The organism is uncultured Azohydromonas sp. (assembly GCF_937926365.1).
Taxonomy (GTDB): Bacteria; Pseudomonadota; Gammaproteobacteria; order Burkholderiales; family Burkholderiaceae_C; genus Azohydromonas.
Map to the genome: position 1 here is coordinate 15,024 of NZ_CALAOH010000230.1, position 18,138 is coordinate 33,161.

Here is an 18,138-nt window from a genome sequence, read left to right on the forward strand (position 1 = left end):
GGTGGTTGCTCAGGCACGCATCAACCAGGCTCGCGACCACCGGCAGGCGGAGCGGACGCAGTGCCATGGCCCAGGCATGCACAGCGCTCACGCCGACGGCGCGTCCACGGCGGCCGCCACCAGGTCGTCGGCGCGCTCGTGCGCGCGGCGCATGTAGCCCGTCCACACCAGCGAGCCATCGGGCTGCGGCACCGGCGCCGAGCAGCTCAGCGTGCATTCGAAGCTCGCCTCGGTGCCCGCTCGCCGCGCCTGCCAGCGCGCCGCCCACGGGCTGCGCTCGGCAGCCGAGCGCTCGATGGAGGTGATGAGCGAGGCCATCTCCGCGGGCTCGACCCGGGAGAACCACAGGTTGATGTTGTCGCGCAGCGCCCCGGCCTCGCAGCCCAGCAGCGGCAGCACCTTGGGGCTCATGTAGGGGAAGTCGTAGCGCCCATTCGCGCCACGGCGGAACTGGAACACCACGAAGGGCAGCTGCGCCGAGAGCTGCTCCAGGATGTGTCCCTGGCGAAGCGAGACCTGGTCCTCGCGGCGCTGCGCCTCGTGGCGCTGCATCAGCCGCGTGACGTCGCGCACGAAGGTCACGGTGCACTGGCGGCCCTCGTAGACCAGGCTGCTGAGGCTGATGGTGGCGCTGAACACCTCGCCGTCGCGGCGCAGGCAGCTCTGCGTGCGGTCCTCGGCCATGGGCCGCGTGTGCGGCGAGTGCTGGTGCAGGCTGCGCGCGCGCACGTGGTGCGCGCGCAGGCTCTCGGGAATGAGCTTCTCCACCAACAACCCGTCCAGGTCGCCGGCGCCGTAGCCGAACATGGCCTCGGCGCGGCTGTTGGCCTTGAGCACCAGGCCCTTGTCATCGACGACGAAGATGCCGTCGGGCGAAAGGTGGAAGAAGTGTTCGAACTGCGTGCGGGAGCTCTCCAGCGCGCGCATCTGCTCGCCCTGCCCGCGGTTGACCTGCTCCAGCCGGTCCAGCGCCTCGCGCAGCCGGACGTTGGTCTGGGCCAGGTCCTCGGTCAGCTCCTCCACGCTGAAGGCCTGCTCGAAGGAGCGCGCGGCCCCGAACACGCGCAGGATGCCGTAGCCCAGCACCCCGAAGCCCACGGCGAAGAGGACGTGCGCCAGCCACCACTGGTGGTTCCACGGCCTGGCCAGCAGGAAGCTCAGCGAGGAGAAGGCGAACCAGACGAAGGCCAGCGCGCCGTAGCGCATCAGCGGCGAGCGCAGCCCGCGCCCGGCGTGCAGGCCCAGCGCCACGCCGTAGAGCAGGATCGAGCCGATCTCCATGGACATGCGCAGCCACGGCGCGCCGGCCAGCGGGCTGTGGGCCAGCACGCCCACCGCGACGTTGATGGCCAGGAACAGCCCCAGCCAGCGCAGCCAGCGGCCCGCGTCGGCGCGCCGTGCCGGCGCATCGGGCGCGCGGTTGAAGCACAGCAGCCCCGCCAGCAGGCACGCGCTCATCACCACGCGCGAGGCCGGGCCGTACAGGATGAACAGCCACGGGTTGTGCCGCGCCATCGGCGTGAAGAAGCCGTGCAGCGAGTACACGACCGTGAAGCCGGCAAAGCCCAGCGTCACCCACTTCAGCAGCGCCTCGCCCGAGCGCAGGTAGCAACGCCAGGCGACGTAGGAGATGAAGACCCCTTCGAGCGTGGCCACGCCGATGGCCACCTGGTGGAAGACATGGTCCTCGAAGCGCAGCGCCGGGTCCTGGAAGTGGTGGACGTAGGCGATGAGCAGCGCCGGCAGCAGGCACAGCCCGAGCTCCAAGGCGCGGCGCACGGCCTCGGCCCAGAAGGCAAAGCGCCTGAAACCGAAGCTCTCGTCAGCGGTATGCATGTCGGCTCGCCTCGCCCCCGTCGTGGATTCGTGTGCCGTCCAGCCCGGCCAGGCCGTCGCGGGCAGCCTGCAGCAGCGCCTCGGTGGCCTGCGCCAGGGCGAGCAGCTGCGCCGGGTCCAGGCCTCCTTCGTCATGGAGATGGCTCTCCAGCCGCCGCGCGGCCTCGCGCAGCGGCGCGGCGAACACGGTGGCCCCCACGCCGCGCAGCTGGTGCGCCAGGCGGGCAGCCTCCTCGGCATCGCCCGCGTCCGCGCACGCGCGCAGCCGCCGCGGCGTGGGCTCGTGCTCGGCCAGCAAGGTCTGCAGCAGCCGCTGCACCGCGCTGGGCCGGCGCAGCCGCTGCCACAGCGCCGGCCAGTCCAGCACCGGCGCCGCGCCCGGGGCCGCATCCGGCACGGGTGCGGATGCCGGGACCGCAACCGGCGCCGGCGGGGCCACCGCCGCGGCGGCCGAGGACACGCCGCCCGCCAGCCTCAGGATCGCCGCGCACAGCTGGTCCATGTCCACCGGCTTGGTGACGTGGTCGTCCATGCCGGCTTCCAGGCAGCGCCGGCGCTCCTGCGGCAGCGCGTAGGCGGTGAGGCCCACGATGGGCAGGGCCGGACGCAGCGCGCGGCAGCGCCGCGCGGTGTCGTAGCCGTTGAGCCCGGGCATCTGCACGTCGGTGAGGAAGAGGTCGAACTCCTCGCCCGTCTCCAGCACCGTCAGCGCCTCCAGGCCGTTGTCGGTGATGCGGCAGCCCGCGCCTTCCTGCTCCAGCAGCTCGCGCAGCACCCACTGGTTCACGGCGTCGTCCTCCGCGGCCAGGATGCGCAGCCCCTGCAGCCGCCCGCCCTCGGCGGCCGGGCCCGCGGGCCCGGCATGCTCCTCGGCCGGCGCGCTGGCCTCGTCGAAGGGGATGCGCAGCGCGAAGCACGAGCCGCGGCCGCGCTGGCTGGAGACCTCGATGCTGCCGCCCATCAGGTCCACGATGCGCTTGGCGATGGACAGGCCCAGGCCCGTGCCGCCGAAGCGGCGCGTGGTGGAGGCGTCGGCCTGCACGAAGGGCTGGAACAGCTGCCCCACCTGCTCCGGGCTCATGCCGATGCCGGTGTCGCGCACCGCGAACATCAGCCAGACACGCCCGGGCACGGGCAGCCGCGAGACGGTCAGGCGCACGCTGCCGTGCTCGGTGAACTTGATGGCGTTGCCCAGCAGGTTGACCAGCACCTGCGTCAGCCGCGTCTCGTCGGCCAGCACCCCTTCGGGCAGCTCCGGGCCGCACTCCACGCCGAAGTCCAGCCGCTGCTGCTGCGCGCGCGGCGCCATGAGCCGCATCGCGCGCTGCACGACGGCGGACAGCCGCACCGGGCGCGACTCCAGCTCCAGCCGCCCGGCCTCGACCTTGGCCATGTCCAGGATGTCGTTGACCAGCGCCAGCAGCAGCCGGCCGGACTCGTGGATCTGGCGCAGCCACGGCCGCGCCGGCACGGCCTGCGCGTCGCGCAGCGCGATCTGCGACACGCCCAGGATGGCGTTGAGCGGCGTGCGGATCTCGTGGCTCATGTTGGAGAGGAACTCCGTGCGCGAGCGCGCCGCCTGCTCGGTCTGCAGCATGGCCTGGTGCAGCGCCTCGGTGCGCTCCTGCACCAGCGCGGCGAGGTGGTCGCGGTGCCGCGCCAGCTCCAGGTCCACCAGCTTTTCATCGGTGATGTCCTGGATGTGCCCCACCCACAGGCAGCTGCCGTCGGCCTCGACCACGGGCATGGAGGACTCGCCGCGGTGCCAGCGCCGCCCCTTGCGCGGCAGCACCGCCTGCCACTCCACCTTCCAGGGGGTGAGGGTCTGGCCGGAGCGCTCGATGGCCGCCAGCAGCTGCTCGCGGTCCCTGGGCACGATGCGCGAGAAGCCCAGCCTGGCATCGTCCAGCAGCTCCTGCATGGTGAGCTCGAAGATCTCCGCCGTGCCCGTGCTGGCGAAGGTGAAGCGCAGCCGGCCCGAGGGCTGGCGCTGCAGCTGCCACGCCAGCCCCGGCACCTGCGAGGTGATGTCGGCCAGCAGCTGGGCCTGCTGCCTCAGCAGCCGCCGCGGCTGCAGCAGCAGGTGCTGGTGCACCACGCCCAGCAGCAGGCAGAAGCTCCACAGCTTGAACAGGTGCGCGGCGACGCCGAAGAGGCTCTGCGGTGCCGCGGGCATCGAATGGCACAGCTCCCCCAGCGCCAACAGCAGCACGATGGTCAGCATGGTGCGCCGGAGCGCCGCATCGAGCAGGCGGCGCCGCTGGTGAATCAGCACGGCCGCGCCGGCGTAAAACGCCACCAGCAGCCATTCGCACACTATTTTGAGCGGCGAGAAAAATGCGCCCGCGATGAGCATCGGCCCCAATGCCTGGGCGCGCACCAACGCCACCATCAATAAGGTGCCCAGGCCCGGCAACAGAAATCCCGCCCGCTCGACGGAGGATTTTCCGGCGCAAAAAGGCGCCAGCATCAGCGCCAGCGCCTGCAGCAACCGGGCACCCAGCCACAATTGCACGGACGCATCGGGCGGAAATTCGCCCAGGTCCAGCATGCGTTCTTGGAGAACGAGGTGCAGGATATCGAGCACCGACGCCCAGAAAAATCCCGAGGCCACGCACAGGACGAAAGCATGGCGCGCGAGGCCAAAAGCCTGGCTGGCCGCCAGAAACATCGCCCCGCCCAGCATCAGCGGCAGCAGGTCCGCCAGGGCATGGAACCATGCCGGATTCCAAGCCTGCACGCCCAGCAGCAGCAGGCCCAGTATCAGGGGGAATACCCATTGCCGCACCTTCGACAGCGCCATCGAGCTTCGATCAGCGGACGGGGAAGCGGCGGATGATTTCATTGAGGCCGGCAGCCCCGCGCACGCGCGACTGCCGTGGATTCACAAATGCGTGGGTGAACACGACGGCCCGTGAATCCTGGACCGTGAAAATTCATCATAGTGCGCCGCCCGCGGCCCGATCCTGGCACGCGGGCGGACGGATCGTGAAATATTCCGCACCCGGTGGCGCCCACGGCGCGAAAACCGAGGCGATGCCGAAGGCGGGAGCCTTATTCCTCTTCCACTTCCACCACGCGCACCCCGGCGGCGCGGCGGTAGTCGCTGGGCGTCATGCCGAAGCGGGCGCGGAAAGCGTTGGTGAAGGCTGCGGCCGACTGGTAGCCGATGTGCTGGCCGATCTGGTTGAGCTGCTGGCTGGTGTGCAGCAGCCTGAAGCACGCCTCGCGGTGGCGCTCCTCGCGCAGCCAGGCATAAACCGCCGTGCCGACCAGGCGCCGAAATTCATGGCTCAAATGCCGCTGCGTGGTGCCGATGCGGTGCGCCAGGTCGCCCAGCGAGGGCGGGTTGGACATTTCCCGCAACAATATGGCCTGGGCCTGGCTCACCAGCCGCTCGCCCCATTGCTGCGGTCCCTCGGCCACCGGTGGTATTTCCGGAACGCGCTCGGGCTCGGCGCGCGGGCTGCCGGACCGGTGCAGCCGCAAATGCACCCGGACCCGGGCAATGACTTCGGCCGGATCGAAGGGCTTGGTGATGTAATCCACGGCGCCGGCCTCGAAGGCGCTCAATTTGTCGTCGATTTGATGCGAGACCGTGAGACAGATCAGGGGAATATGCTGCAGCGTGGGATGGGCCTTGAAGAGCCGAATCGTCGCCTGCCCGTCGATATCAGGCATGTACAGATCCACCAGAATCAGGTCCGGCGGCTTGGCGGCAGCCTTGGCGAGCCCGTCGCGCCCATCCAGTGCGGCAAAAACCCGGTAATCATGCTGTCGCAAAATGGCAGCCAGCGATTGAATTTGCTTGGGATCGTCATCGATGAGCAGGATGGACGGACTGCTGATCATGGTCATGAATTCTTGTTCAATTTCTGCCGCCAGAAAAAATTCTGCCGGCCATCGCAACCAATGGAATGGCCCAACGGATATGATTTCAATCGGACAGTATAACCACGGGTACCCGAGGTATTCCATGCAGTTTTCCGACACGAGCTTATTCGTGGCAGGACATGCGCCGGTAACGGTGCCGCGCGATGGCTGAGTCGCCACGCAGGTTGCCGCGCCTGGCCGGGTTGCGGCTGCTGGTGGTGGACGACGTGCTGCTCAATTGCGAGCTGGTCAGCCGGATGCTGGCGCTCGAAGGCGCGCACTGCGAGAGCGCCGGGAACGGGCTGGAGGCACTGCAAATGCTGCGCGCCGCAGCCGGCCCGGGCGGCTTCGATGGTGTGTTCCTGGACGTGCAGATGCCGGTGATGGACGGGCTGGAGGCGGTGCGCCGCATCCGTGCCGACCCGGCGCTGGCGCACCTGCCCGTGATTGCCGTGAGCGCCGGCGTGCTGCCGCAGCAGCGCCAGGACACGCTGGAGGCGGGCATGGACGATTTCATCGCCAAGCCCATCCAGCTCGACGCGCTGGTCAACAAGCTGCTGCAGCACCTGGCCCGCCGCGACGGCACACCAGGCGCCGTCGCGGCCGGGGAGCCTACGGCAGCGCAGGCGGCTGCGGGCCGGCTGGAACCGCCGCCCGCACGGGAGGCGCTGCCGCCGGTGGCCGCGCCGGCCAGTGGCGGGCCCTTGCCGGCCGTGCCGGGCGTCAACGGCGAGCGCGCGACGTGGCGGCTGCTGGGCGACCGGGTGCTGTTCCTGAGCATGCTGCGCGCGCTGCGCGAGGACCACGCCGAGGCGCCCGCGCGCATCCGTGCCGAGCTGTCGCGCGGGGACGTGGGCGATGCCATCAAGCGGCTGCACCGCTTGCGCGGCCTGGCCGCCAATCTCGCGGCCGAGGCCGTGGCCGCGCAGGCGCTGAGGCTGGAGGAGGCGCTGCGCGCCAGCGACGTGGCGGACCGGGAGCCGGCGCTGCAGGCTCTGGCCGCGGCGCTGGCGGAAGTGCTGGCCGCGCTGCCGGCCGAGGTGGAACAGCCCTACGGCGAGCCCGGCCCGGTGGCGGCGGGCGGCGCCCCGGCCGATGGCCACGCCATCGGGCACCTGATGCGCGCGCTGGCCGACGGCGACATGGGTGCCTTCGGGCTGTACCAGGCGCTGCGCCCGGTGCTGGCCGAGCGGCACGGCCGCGACGCCGTCGCGCACCTGGACGACACCATGGACCGGCTGCGCTTCACGCAGGTCATGGAGGTGTTGCGGGGCTGGTATCCGGCGGCTTGAGCGGCGGCTTCTGTCGGATCAGGACGCGCTGAGGTCCGAGCGCGTGGACACCGTGGCGGCGGCCGTCTGGTCGTCGAGCACGCTGGTGTCGTGGCGTTCGTAGGTGCCGATGAGGCAGCCGCTGGCGATGGCGTGCTGCTCCAGCATCTGCAGCACGGCGTCGCGGCCGGGCGTGCCGCTCCACTCGGCGCCCGGGCCAAGGGCGAAGAGCTGGAAGGCGTAGCGGTGCACGCCGTGGGCGGGCGGCGGGTCCGGCGGGATCCAGGCCGTGCGCAGGTAGGAGTTGCGGCCGAGCCGGGGCGCGCCGGACTCGTCCTCGCCGCCGTTGAGCGCGCCCTCGGCCAGGTAGCTTTCCTGGGGCGGGATGTCGTAGGCGATGGCGTGCACGAGCGGATGCGGCGTGGGCGAGTCGGCGTCCTCCACCAGCAGCAGCAGCGAGGCGGCGTTGGCGGGCACGCCGCTCCACTGCAGCGGCGGCGACAGGCCCTCGCCGTCGGCGGTGAAGCGCGGGGGCAGCGGCGCGTGGTCCATGAAGGCCAGGCTCGTGACCTGCAGCGCGCCCTGCCCCACGGGCAGCCGGATGCGCACGAAGGCGGTCTGGTCCAGGCCGGCACGCTGGCCGCGCAGCGCGGCACCGACCACGTCAGGGAGCTTTTCGAGCATGGGCAAGTGCCTCCGTAAAGCTTGGGCAGAGGCAAGCGGTGGGCCGGTGCGCACTGCGCGACGATGGTGATCGGCACACAGGATCCTGTTCAACGGTGCCCTCGGCACGCTCCCGCTGCCGCCTCGTTACTCGCCGCTCAATTTCCTCACCGCCTGCTCGATGAGCGCCGCGATGTCCTCCTGCCAAGGCAATTGTGCAAGCACCCCTTGCACAAATTCGTGCGTCCGGCCAAGCCTGTGCGAAGGCGTGCATGTACTTCAGGTACCGTGGCGAAAACCCTTCGGCCTTGCACGGGAGCGGCCAAGCAGTTGGGACGAAATCGCATTGCTCCCCGCTGGCTGGACCCGGCCGGCCCACCGCCGCCCTACTCCGCCGTCACCCCCGCCAACCGCACGATCCCGCCCCAGCGGACCAACTCGGCCGCGATGAAGGCGCGCAGCGGCGCCTCGGTCAGCTCCAGCAGCGGGATCTCGCCCATGGCGATGAAGGCGCTCATCACCTCCGGGTCGGACAGCACCTGGTGCATCGCGGCGCCCAGCCTGCGCACCGCCCGCTCCGGCGCACCGGCGCGCACCGCGATGCCCGACCAGCTCACGACCTCCGCGCCGCGCAGCCCGGCCTCGGCGACGGTGGGCACCTCCGGCAGCATGGCCAGGCGCCGGCGCCCGAGCACCGCCAACGCGCGCAGCCGCCCGGCGTCCAGGTGCGGCTTGAGCGGCAGCAGGTAGTCGAAGACCGCCTCCAGCCGGCCGCCCAGCAGGTCCTGCAGCGCCGAGGTCGCCCCCTGGCAGGACACCTGCAGCAAGCGCGTCTTGGACTCGCGCGCCAGCAGCACCCCGGCCAGGTAGGCACTCGTGCCCGGCACGGCGGAGCCGACCCTGACCTCTCCGGGCCGGTGGCGCGCGGCATCCAGGAAATCCTTCAGCGTGTGGCATGGGCTCGTGGCCTCCACGGCCAGCAGCGGCGAGGACTGCAGCATCCCGTGCACGGGAACGAGGTCGCGCAGCGGGTCGTAGCGCAGGTGCCGGTACAGCGACGGGTTCACGGCCATCGGCCCGGTGGAGATGTTGAGCAGGGTGCAGCCGTCGGCCGGCCGCCGCAGCACGAGCTCCGTGCCCAGCGCGCCGGCGCCGCCGGGATGGTTCTCGACCACCACCGGCTGGCCCAGCCGCTGCCCCAGCGGCCCAGCCAGCGCGCGCGCCACCAGGTCCGCCGCCCCGCCGGGCTCGAAGGGAACGACCCAGGTGATGGGTGGCACGGGCCGCCCGGCGGACGTCGCGGGCGTCACCTGGAACATCGACATGGCAGGCACCCTCGCCAGCAGTGTGCGGATCGCACTCACCCGGGCCCCTGGCACAGGCCCGAATGGCCGGTGCAGCCTCTCGCCGGCAAGGCTCTCGCAACCACGCACCGTGCATCGCCCGGGCCCGGACCAGCGCCGGCCCCAGGGCCGATGAAGCCATCTTCCCGCCGGGTGGCCGAGCCTCCTTGCGAACGATCAAGCGCCAAACGCGTCGGCGGCCCCGGCATCCCGTCCGCGCCCACGCCGACGAGGCGGCAGGACAGCGGCTGTACGCGACAGCAGCAAATACGGCGCCTTCGAGGCAAAGGGCCTACTGGCCTGTCAAGCGCCCAGAGGTGTGACGGCGACCGCACCATACTGAACTTGGCATTGCATGCCGCGTCGATGCGACGTGCCCGGCCGCACCAGAAGTCATGCACCCCCGCCTTGATCCGCCCGGGCTTCCGGGCACCCGCTCGCTGCTGACCGCCCTGGTCCTGGCCTGCCTGCTGCCCGCGGTGCTGGGAGCGACGCTGCTGTTCGGACACGAGTACCGGGCCGGACGGGACAACCTCGATCGGGACACGGTGCAGACCGCCCGCGCGCTGACCCAGGCCATGGACAACCAGCTGCTCACGGCGCAGGCGATCGGGCAGGTGCTGGCGAGCTCGGCCGTGCTGGCCCAGGGCGACCTGGCCACCTTCCACCGGCGCGCCCGCGACGCGGTGGCCGCGGCGGGCTCGGTCACCAACGTCGTGCTGATCGATCCGGACCTGCGGCAGGTGCTCAACACCGCGGTCGACTACGGCGCCCCGCTGCCGGGGGCACCCAACCCGGACACCTCGCGGCGCGTGTTCGCCGACGGCCGGGGTTTCATCTCGGGCCTGCAGCTCAGCCAGCTGTTCAAGCGCCCGGTGGTCGGTGTCGAGGTGCCCGTCGTGCTGGAAGGCCGCACCGCCTACGCGCTGCGCGTCAGCCTGCTGGCGCAGCAGCTCGACGGGCTGCTCCAGGCGCAAGGCCTGCCGCCGGACTGGGTGGCCGGCGTCCTCGACAGCAGCGGCACGATCGTGGCGCGCACGCACGCGGCCGACCAGTTCGTCGGCCACAAGGCCGGTCCGCAGCTGCTGGGGGCCATGAGCGCGGCCACTGCCGGCACCACCGAGGCCACCACCCGGGACGGCATCCCGGTGCTGTCATCCTTCAGTTGCTCGCCCGCCACGAAGTGGTGCGTGGTCATCGGCATCCCGCGCCAGGCCCTGCTGGGCGGCCTGGCCCGCACGCTGTCCACGCTGGCCGCGGGCGTGGCGCTGCTGCTGGCGCTGGGCTGGGTGCTGGCCCGCCGCGTGGGCAACCGGATCGCGCGCTCGGTCGAGGCGCTGACCGGGCCGGCCATGGCACTCGGCCGCGGCGACGCCGTGGAGCTGCCCGCGCTCAACGTGCGGGAAGCCGCCGACGTGGCCGCCGCGCTGGCCCGCGCGGCCAGCCTGCTGCGGGAGCGCGATGCGCTCGTCCGCAGCCGGGACGCCGAGCTGGCCGAGGCGCACCGCCTGGCCCGGCTGGGAACCTGGTCCTGGGACGCCGCCACGCAGGACTGGTCGGCATCCGACTCGCTGCGCCGGCTCCTGGGCCGCGACGCGGCGCCGTCCGGGCAGCCGCTGGACACCTTGCTCCCCGCCGAGCCGTGGCAGCGCCTGCAGGAGGCGGCGCGGGAGGCCGTGCGCACGGGCACCGGCTTCGACCTGGAGCTGCCGGTGCCGTGCGGCGACGGCCAGGCGCTCTGGCTGCACGTCCGCAGCAGCGTGCTCCTGGACATGGCGGGCCGGGTGCTCGCCCTGCGCGGGACGATGCAGGACATCACCGAGCGCAAGCGCTCCGAGGCGCAGCTCCACCAATACCGCGAGCACCTGGAGGAGCTGGTCGAGCAACGCACGGCCGAGCTGGTGCAGGCCCGGGACGCGGCCGAGGACGCCACGCGGGCCAAGAGCGCCTTCCTGGCCAACATGAGCCACGAGATCCGCACGCCGATGAACGCCATCATCGGCTTCACCCACCTGCTGCTGCGCGACGCCGGCAACGAAGAGCAGCGGCACCGGCTGCAGCAGGTGGAGCGGGCCGCGCAGCACCTGCTGCGGGTGCTCAACGACATCCTGGACCTGTCCAAGGTCGAGGCCGGCAAGATGACGCTGGAGGAGGTCGAGTTCGAGCTCGATGCCGTCCTCTCCCGCGTCTTCGACCTGGTGCGCGAGCCGGCGCTGGCCAAGGAGCTGGAGCTGGTGCTCGACAGCGACCATCTGCCGCAGCGCCTGCGCGGCGACCCGACGCGGTTGTCGCAGGCGCTGCTCAACCTGCTGTCCAACGCGGTGAAATTCACCGCGCAAGGCTGGGTGCGCCTTCGCGCCGAGAGGCTGCAGGAGGAGGACGCGCAGGTGCTGGTGCGCTTCGAGGTCAGCGACACCGGCGAAGGCATCGCGCCCGATCGGCTGGGGGCCTTGTTCACCGCGTTCGAGCAGGCCGATGCCTCCATCTCGCGCCGCCACGGCGGCACCGGGCTGGGCCTGGCGCTGACGCGCCACGTCGTGAGGCTCATGGGCGGCGAAGTGGGGGTGCAAAGCCGCCAGGGCCAGGGCAGCACCTTCTGGTTCACGGTCCGCATGGGGCGCGCGGCCCAGCAGCCCCAGGCCGCCACGCCGGTGCGCCTGCAGGGCCTGCGCGCGCTGGTGGTGGACGACCTGCCCGAGGCGCGCTCGGCGCTGGTGGAGCGGCTCTGGAGCCTGGGCATGAAGGCCGTGGCCGCGGACAGCGGGCTGGCCGCGCTGCGCGTGGCACAGGACGCCCGTGACGGCGGCGAGTGCTTCGACCTCCTGCTCATCGACTGGCGCATGCCGGGGATGGACGGGATCGCGACGCTGTCGCGGCTGCGCCAGGCGCGCCACGGCCCGGCCCCCCCGAGCATCCTGGTCACGGCGTCCGACGCGCCGCGCCTGCAGGAGCAGGCCCGTGCCGCCGGGTTCCACGCGGTGCTGATCAAGCCGGTCACGGCGTCCGCGCTGCACGACACGCTGGTGCGCCTGCTGCAGCCGGCGCGGCCGGTGCACACGGGCCTGCCCGCGCAGGGCGGCCAGGCGCTGCAGGCGCTGCGGCAGCGGCATGCCGGCGCGCGGGTGCTGCTGGCGGAGGACAACTTCGTCAACCAGGAGCTGTCGGCGACGCTGCTGCGCGCGGCCGGGCTGCAGGTGGACGTGGCGGCGGACGGCGAGCTCGCCGTGGAGCTGGCGCTGGTGCACTGCTTCGACCTGATCCTGATGGACATGCAGATGCCGCGCATGGACGGCCTGGCCGCCGCGCGCGCCATTCGTCAGCAGCGCGGGCCGGGCGTGCCGATCATCGCCATGACGGCCAACGCCTTCGCGGAGGACCGCGCGGCCTGCCTGGCGGCCGGCATGAACGACTTCCTGACCAAGCCCGTGGTCCCGGAGACGCTGTACGAGACGCTGTGGCGCTGGCTGTCCGGACCCGAAGCGTCCGCGAACGCCGGTGCCTGAGCGGGGCGGTGCCGGACGGGCCCAACGCCCGGGACTGGCCTCCGTAACCCCTGGCTACACTCGCCCGATGCCCGCTCCCAAAGACAAGCCAAAGGCTCCGGGCCTGGATCAGAGCAGTCTCCAGCACCTGCTGGGCTACCAGATCGCCCGGGCCGACGTTCCCACCCGCCGCGCCTTTGCCGAGCACGTCGGCAAGCCGCTGGATCTCAGCCCGGTGGAGTTCAGCTGCCTGGTGCTGCTGGCCTTCAACCCGGGCGCCACGCCCAAGCAACTGGCCGAGGCGCTGGCGATGGTGGCGCCGGCCGTGACGGTGCTGCTGGACCGGCTGGAGAAGCGCGGACTGATCCAGCGCGCGCGCAGCGACAGCGACCGCCGCGCGCAGCTCGTGACGCTCACGCCCGCGGGCAACGAGATCGCGCGCAAGGCGCACGCGCTGTCGCTGGACATGGAGCGCGAGGTGCTCAAGGGCCTGAGCGCCGCGGAGCGGGCGATCCTGGTGGAGCTGCTGCAGAAGGTGGCGCGCGGGGGACGGGGTTAAGGCACGGTCGGCCACAATCCGCCCCCCGCCGGCGGCCGCCGCGCCCAGCCCGGCCCACGCCGCTTGAGTCCGGTCAAGCCCTTCCCGCGGCCGGCTGCGTACCCTGTGTGCCTTCCCGGCTCAGCGCCGCGGTCCATGAACCCCGTATCACCATGCAGTCCCTCACCCGCAGCCAGCTCATGCACCGCCATCGCGACGACCTGATGGCGCTGCTGACCGGCTCCCTCTTCGTCTCCCTGGGCCTGGTGCTGTACCGCCAGGTCGGCTTGCTCACCGGCGGCACGGCGGGCCTGGCCTTCCTCGGCCACTACGCCTCGCACTGGCCCTTCGGCGCCTGGTTCTTCGTCATCAACCTGCCCTTCTACGTGCTGGCCTGGAAGCGCAAGGGCATGGAGTTCACGCTCAAGACCGTCGTCTCCGTGAGCACGATCTCGCTGCTCAGCGAGTGGCTGCCGCGCTGGATCGAGATCGCCCGCGTGGACCCCGTCTACGCCTCGGTGATGGGCGGCACGCTCATGGGCTGCGGGATGCTCATCCTCTTCCGCCACAAGTCCAGCCTGGGCGGGCTGGGCATCCTGGCGCTGCTGCTGCAGGAGCGCGGCAAGATCAGCGCGGGCCATTTCCAGATGGCGGTGGACGCCGGCATCGTGCTGGCCGCGCTGGCGGTGGCGGACGTGCAGCGCGTGGCGCTGTCGGTGCTCGGCGCGGTGATGCTCAACCTGGTGCTGGCCCTCAACCACAAGCCCGGGCGCTACATGGCGGCGTGAGGATGCCGGGGCGCCAGGGCGGCGCGCTCAGCGGCCGTGGCGTTCGAGCAGCTGCCGCAGCTGCGCCGGCCCGAAGGGCTTCACCAGCACGTCGTCCATGCCGGCTTCCAGGCAGCGCTGGTGGTCCTCGGCCACCGCGCTGGCGGTGAGCGCCACGATCGGCACGCGCGGCCAGCCGTGCGCGGCCTCCTGCGCCCGGATGCGCCGCGTGGCCGCCAGGCCGTCCAGCGCCGGCATGTGCAGGTCCATCAGCACCATGTCGGGCCGCGTCGCCTCGTAGGCCCGCACCGCCTGCGCGCCGTCGGCAGCCTGGTGGGGCTGGGCGCCCAGGGCCTGCAGCATCGCGCAGGCCAGTTCCATGTTGACCTCGTTGTCCTCGGCCACCAGCACGCGGCGGCCAGCCAGGCTCGCCGCCGGCGCGGGCGTTGCCGGTGCCTGCGGCGCCTCCCGTACCGCCGGCACGGCCGACGGCAGCTGCAGCAGGAACCAGAATTCCGAACCCCGCCCGGGCTCGCTGTCCACGCCCAGCTCCCCGCCGTGCAGCTGCACCAGGCTGCGCACGATCGCCAGGCCCAGGCCGCTGCCGCCAAAGCGCCGCGTGGTGGAGCTGTCGGCCTGCATGAAGGGTTCGAAGATGCGCCGGCGCTCGGCCTCGTCCAGGCCGATGCCCGTGTCGCGCACGGCCACGCGCCAAGCTCCACCCTCCTGCGCCGCCAGGCGCAGCTCCACGCTGCCCGACGGCGTGAACTTCACGGCGTTGGAGAGCAGGTTGTTGAGGATCTGGCTGATGCGCAGCGGATCGCCCAGCAGCCAGGCCTGCGTGGCCGGCGGCTCCACCACCAGCCGCAGCGCCAGGCCCTTGGCGTGCGCCTGCGACTCGAAGAGCGTGATGGCGTCGCGCGCCAGCCGCAGCAGGTCGAAGGGCACGCGCTCCAGCTCCAGGCGCCCGGCCTCGATGCGGGAGAAGTCCAGCACGTCGTTGATCACGCCCAGCAGCAACTGCCCCGAGCGCTCGATGAGCTCCGCCTGCTGGCGCTGCGGCGCCGGCAGCGGCGCCTGCAGCAGCCGCTGCGCCATGCCCAGCATGCCGTGCAGCGGGGTGCGGATCTCGTGGCTCATGTTGGCCAGGAAGCGCGACTTCACGCGGCTGGCCACCTCGGCGGCCTCGCGCGCGGCTTCGAGCTGCAGCAGCGCGGCGCGGCGCCGGCGCAGCAGGCGGTGGATCCACAGCGCCAGCGCCGCGATCAGCAGGTCCGTCACCAGCACGCCCGCGCCGACGTGGCGGACCAGCGCGTACCAGCTGCGCAGCATGAAGGCCTCGTTCGTGACGATGCTCACCGCCAGCGGAAAGTCGGCCACGGCGTGCGCGGCCGCCATGCGCGCGCTCCTGTCGGCGGGATTCGTGATCCGCGGCGCGTGGGTGTAGGTGATGACGCCCGCGCGGCCCTGCGCCATCGCCTCGGCCAGCGCCAGCATCGAGGGCGCCTTGCCATAGGAGCGCTTCAGTGCCTCGACCTGCACCGGGTAGCGCGCCAGCAGCGTGCCGTCGCGGCGCAGCAGCAGGATGACGTTGTCGGATTCGCTGAGGCTGATGGAGCGGTAGAAGCGCTCGAAGTACGCCAGTTCGACGCCGGCCACGGCCAGGCCGATCATCTGCCCCGAGGGCGCGCGCAGCTTGCGCGTGACGAAGAAGGTCCAGCGCCCCGAGAGCCGGTTGCGCACCGGCGCGGACACGAACACCTGCAGCCCCGGGTCCGCCGCATGGGCGCGGAAGTAGTCGCGGTCGGCCAGGCTCACGTCCGGCGATGGGAAGGTCCCGCTGCCAATGAGGGGGCGGCCGTCCATCCCGATGATGGCGATGCCGTCGAGCACCCCCACTTCGTGCACGCGCTCGCGCAGGAACTCGTGCATCCCGCGCGTGTTCAGCGCCGGCAGCCGTCCGTCAGGCAACGCGCCGGCCTGCAGCCGGTCCACCACCCGGCCGAGCACGAAGTCCACCGTGCGGAAGGTCTGCGCCGCATGCTCGGCCGCCGTGGCCGAGAAGTTGTCCAGGTAGAGCCGCCAGGTCTGCAGGCTTTCCTCGCGTCCACGCCACAGCATCAGCACGGCCGCGGCCGTGAGCGCCAGGATGACGAGGACACCGCCCAGCAGCACCCAGCCCTCGCGCGCGGCGGCAACGGCGGGTGTCGCATCGCGGGGGCTGCGGGCTTCGGCGAGCATCGAGGGCAGGGGCAGCGGGTCGTGGCAACGAGCCTGGAGACAGCAATCCCGGCGCCCGCGTCGGCAGGCCCGGGCACCACGCCGCGGGTGTGCGGCCCCCTGGCAAGCTCGCTGACCACGATCACCGGCCCGGCGCTTGCCGCTGACGGCCATGCGCTACCCGGTCACGCCCGACGGGCGCTATTTCGTGGTGCGCGGCCGGCTCTGGCGCTGCACCGACCCACGGCTCGACGAAGCCGAGCGGCTGCGTCTCACGCGCGAGCTGATGTCGGCGCGCAGCGCCGTGCGGCAGGCGCTGCGCGGGCAGGACGCACCCGCCCTGGCGCAGGCGCGCGCCCGGGTCGATGCGGCCAAGGTGGCGCTGGGCGAGCGGGGCCCGGTGTGGTGGGGCGACGAGGCGCCGGACTACAACCGGCGCCTGGTGCGCAACACGCCGTACCGGGGCTGGTACGAGGCGCTGGCCGCGACGCAGCCCGCCTGATCGGCCGGTTTGAACGGCGTCAAGGCGGTGGAGCGTGCCGCGTGGCGTGCGGTCCGCGTGGCGCCCGCTGGCGCCCCAGGTGCATGCGCAACTCATGCACCGAGCGCCCGATGCGCCCATGCCCGGTGTCGAGCACGAGGTGGGCGCTGCTGCGGTAGAAGCCGTCGCGCTGGCTGAAGAGCTCCCACAGGCGCTGCAGCGGGTCGGCCACCTGCAGCAGCGGCCGGCTCAGGTCATGGCGCAGCCGCTGGTGCAGCGACTCCGGCGTGGCATGCAAATACACCACCGTGCCCGCGGCACGCAACGCGGCGCGGTTGGCCTCGCGCAGCACCGAGCCGCCGCCGGTGGCCAGCACGCCCGAGCAAGCGCGCGCCAGCTCCGTGATGACGGCGTGCTCCACGTCGCGGAAGGCCGCCTCGCCATGGCGCGCGAAGTACTCCCGGATCGGCACGCCCAGGCGGCGCTCGATCTCATGGTCGCTGTCATGGAAGGGCACGCCCAGCTCGCGCGCCAGGCGCCGGCCAATGGTGGTCTTGCCGGCGCCGGGCATGCCCACCAGGCTCAGAAGGGTCGAAGTCATGAGAGAACGGCATCAGCCCCGGGCATCGCGCAGGAACGCACCGGGCAGCAAGCAAGCGAAAACGCAATTCTCGCCTGCCGCCACCAGCCTCCCGGCCAATCCCTCCGCGGCACGCAGCCGCCCTGCGCCCCTGCCGGGTCCGGCGCTCCGGTCCCGGAGGCATCGGCCCACCCGCGCGCCGTGTCCGACCCCGTGTGCACCGGACCCGGCCTGCCGCTTTCTGCGACGAAGGCCATGCACCTTTCAAATCCACACCCGAACGGCGATCCACGAAAATGGAGCGGGAAAAATACCCATTTCCAAATCCACAGCGCTTAGAATGTTGCAAATGGTGAGCATAGTATCGACATCATTTTTCAGGGCATGATGGCGGATTGATGGCCCCAACCACAGAATTTATATCTCGAACACAACCCCCCTCGCCACGGCTTTCGCATCAAGCGGAATAGACATTGAATTTCGAGAAATCCATCACGCTGACGCGATAAATGAAGGGGGATTGAAAGCCAGCCGCAAACTTCAAGGCCAAGCAAAATGGGGGGGTTTCGAAGCCGCAGCGCCGTAGCACATCCCGACACAAAGCAAACAAAACCAAGCGGTCAAGAGGGTACCGCCGCCGCCGAACAACAAGCCATGCCACGCGACGCTGGATTCACTCCAGATAGCGGGACTCAAGTGTTGAGCGACGCTCCACGCATCTGCGTCGCACCGACCCTCGTCGGTTGCTCGCAAAGCACTGAACGCACGCACCAGAGCCGGCATTTTCGAATGTCTGGAGCTGGATACCTTTTGCCTGACCAATTGAATGACACCATGCGTACCACCGTTCAGCAAAAACGCATCGCTCTGATCTCGTCCCTGATGGCGACGGTTTTTCTTGCCGCCTGTGGCGGTGGCGAAGAATCGGAAATGGCCAGTACCGCGGCCCTCGGCGAAACCCACGGCACTTTGGAATCCGCAGCCGCGGTGACGCCCACGTCCTCCGGCACCTGGACCAAGATTTCCAATGAATGGGGTTATTTCACCCTGAGCACCAGCCAATATGTGCGCTATGGCGCCGGCA

General features: G+C 71.4%; 13 protein-coding genes. 6 read left to right on the top strand and 7 right to left on the bottom strand.

Annotation, left to right across the window (positions count from 1 at the left end):
* Window positions 1-87: 87 nt before the first annotated feature.
* From Q0741_RS25605 to Q0741_RS25615, 3 genes are all read right to left on the bottom strand, one after another.
* Window positions 88-1,836 carry a PAS domain S-box protein gene (locus Q0741_RS25605; protein ID WP_298236024.1) on the bottom strand — a complete coding sequence of 583 codons (1,749 nt, stop codon included), beginning with the start codon at window positions 1,834-1,836 and terminating at the stop codon, window positions 88-90.
* On the bottom strand, window positions 1,823-4,639 hold the full coding sequence (locus tag Q0741_RS25610) for an MASE3 domain-containing protein (RefSeq protein WP_298236025.1): 2,817 nt from the start codon (window positions 4,637-4,639) through the stop codon (window positions 1,823-1,825). Before Q0741_RS25610 ends, Q0741_RS25605 begins: the two co-directional genes overlap by 14 nt.
* 251 nt (window positions 4,640-4,890) lie before the next feature.
* Complete coding sequence (locus Q0741_RS25615) at window positions 4,891-5,814, bottom strand: DNA-binding response regulator (RefSeq protein ID WP_298236026.1); 924 nt, start codon at window positions 5,812-5,814, stop codon at window positions 4,891-4,893.
* 59 nt (window positions 5,815-5,873) lie between these two features.
* Between Q0741_RS25615 and Q0741_RS25620 the strand changes: the two genes are divergently transcribed.
* The gene (locus tag Q0741_RS25620) at window positions 5,874-7,001 is read left to right on the top strand and encodes a response regulator (protein WP_298236027.1); all 1,128 of its coding nucleotides are present in this window, start codon (window positions 5,874-5,876) and stop codon (window positions 6,999-7,001) included.
* Between the two features lie 18 nt (window positions 7,002-7,019).
* Here the strand turns inward: Q0741_RS25620 and Q0741_RS25625 are convergent, their stop codons facing one another.
* Both Q0741_RS25625 and Q0741_RS25630 read right to left on the bottom strand, forming a co-directional pair.
* The gene (locus Q0741_RS25625; protein WP_298236028.1) at window positions 7,020-7,664 is read right to left on the bottom strand and encodes a YbhB/YbcL family Raf kinase inhibitor-like protein; all 645 of its coding nucleotides are present in this window, start codon (window positions 7,662-7,664) and stop codon (window positions 7,020-7,022) included.
* Between the two features lie 365 nt (window positions 7,665-8,029).
* Window positions 8,030-8,968 (bottom strand): tripartite tricarboxylate transporter substrate binding protein, encoded by a 939-nt coding sequence (locus tag Q0741_RS25630; RefSeq protein WP_298236029.1) that lies wholly within the window; start codon window positions 8,966-8,968, stop codon window positions 8,030-8,032.
* A gap of 413 nt (window positions 8,969-9,381) precedes the next feature.
* Here Q0741_RS25630 and Q0741_RS25635 point away from each other — a divergent pair, with 413 nt between their 5' ends.
* The 3 genes from Q0741_RS25635 (at window position 9,382) to Q0741_RS25645 (ending at window position 13,794) form a co-directional block, all read left to right on the top strand.
* On the top strand, window positions 9,382-12,489 hold the full coding sequence (locus tag Q0741_RS25635; RefSeq protein ID WP_298236030.1) for a response regulator: 3,108 nt from the start codon (window positions 9,382-9,384) through the stop codon (window positions 12,487-12,489).
* A gap of 67 nt (window positions 12,490-12,556) precedes the next feature.
* Window positions 12,557-13,027, top strand: a complete 471-nt coding sequence (locus Q0741_RS25640) for a MarR family winged helix-turn-helix transcriptional regulator (RefSeq protein WP_298236031.1) — start codon at window positions 12,557-12,559, stop codon at window positions 13,025-13,027.
* 152 nt (window positions 13,028-13,179) lie between these two features.
* Complete coding sequence (locus tag Q0741_RS25645) at window positions 13,180-13,794, top strand: YitT family protein (RefSeq protein WP_298236032.1); 615 nt, start codon at window positions 13,180-13,182, stop codon at window positions 13,792-13,794.
* Window positions 13,795-13,821: 27 nt separating this feature from the next.
* Here Q0741_RS25645 and Q0741_RS25650 read toward each other — a convergent pair whose 3' ends face one another.
* Entirely contained in the window at window positions 13,822-16,014 is a 2,193-nt protein-coding gene (locus Q0741_RS25650) for a hybrid sensor histidine kinase/response regulator (RefSeq protein WP_298236033.1), read from the bottom strand.
* 151 nt (window positions 16,015-16,165) lie between these two features.
* Here Q0741_RS25650 and Q0741_RS25655 point away from each other — a divergent pair, with 151 nt between their 5' ends.
* Window positions 16,166-16,495, top strand: coding sequence for a hypothetical protein (locus tag Q0741_RS25655; protein WP_298236034.1), 330 nt, complete (start codon window positions 16,166-16,168; stop codon window positions 16,493-16,495).
* A gap of 19 nt (window positions 16,496-16,514) precedes the next feature.
* Here the strand turns inward: Q0741_RS25655 and Q0741_RS25660 are convergent, their stop codons facing one another.
* Window positions 16,515-17,075 (bottom strand): shikimate kinase, encoded by a 561-nt coding sequence (locus Q0741_RS25660; RefSeq protein ID WP_298236035.1) that lies wholly within the window; start codon window positions 17,073-17,075, stop codon window positions 16,515-16,517.
* Between the two features lie 813 nt (window positions 17,076-17,888).
* On the opposite strand from Q0741_RS25660, the gene Q0741_RS25665 reads away from it, so the two are divergent.
* Window positions 17,889-18,138 (top strand): hypothetical protein (locus Q0741_RS25665; protein WP_298236036.1); only part of this gene is annotated, 250 nt, incomplete at its 3' end.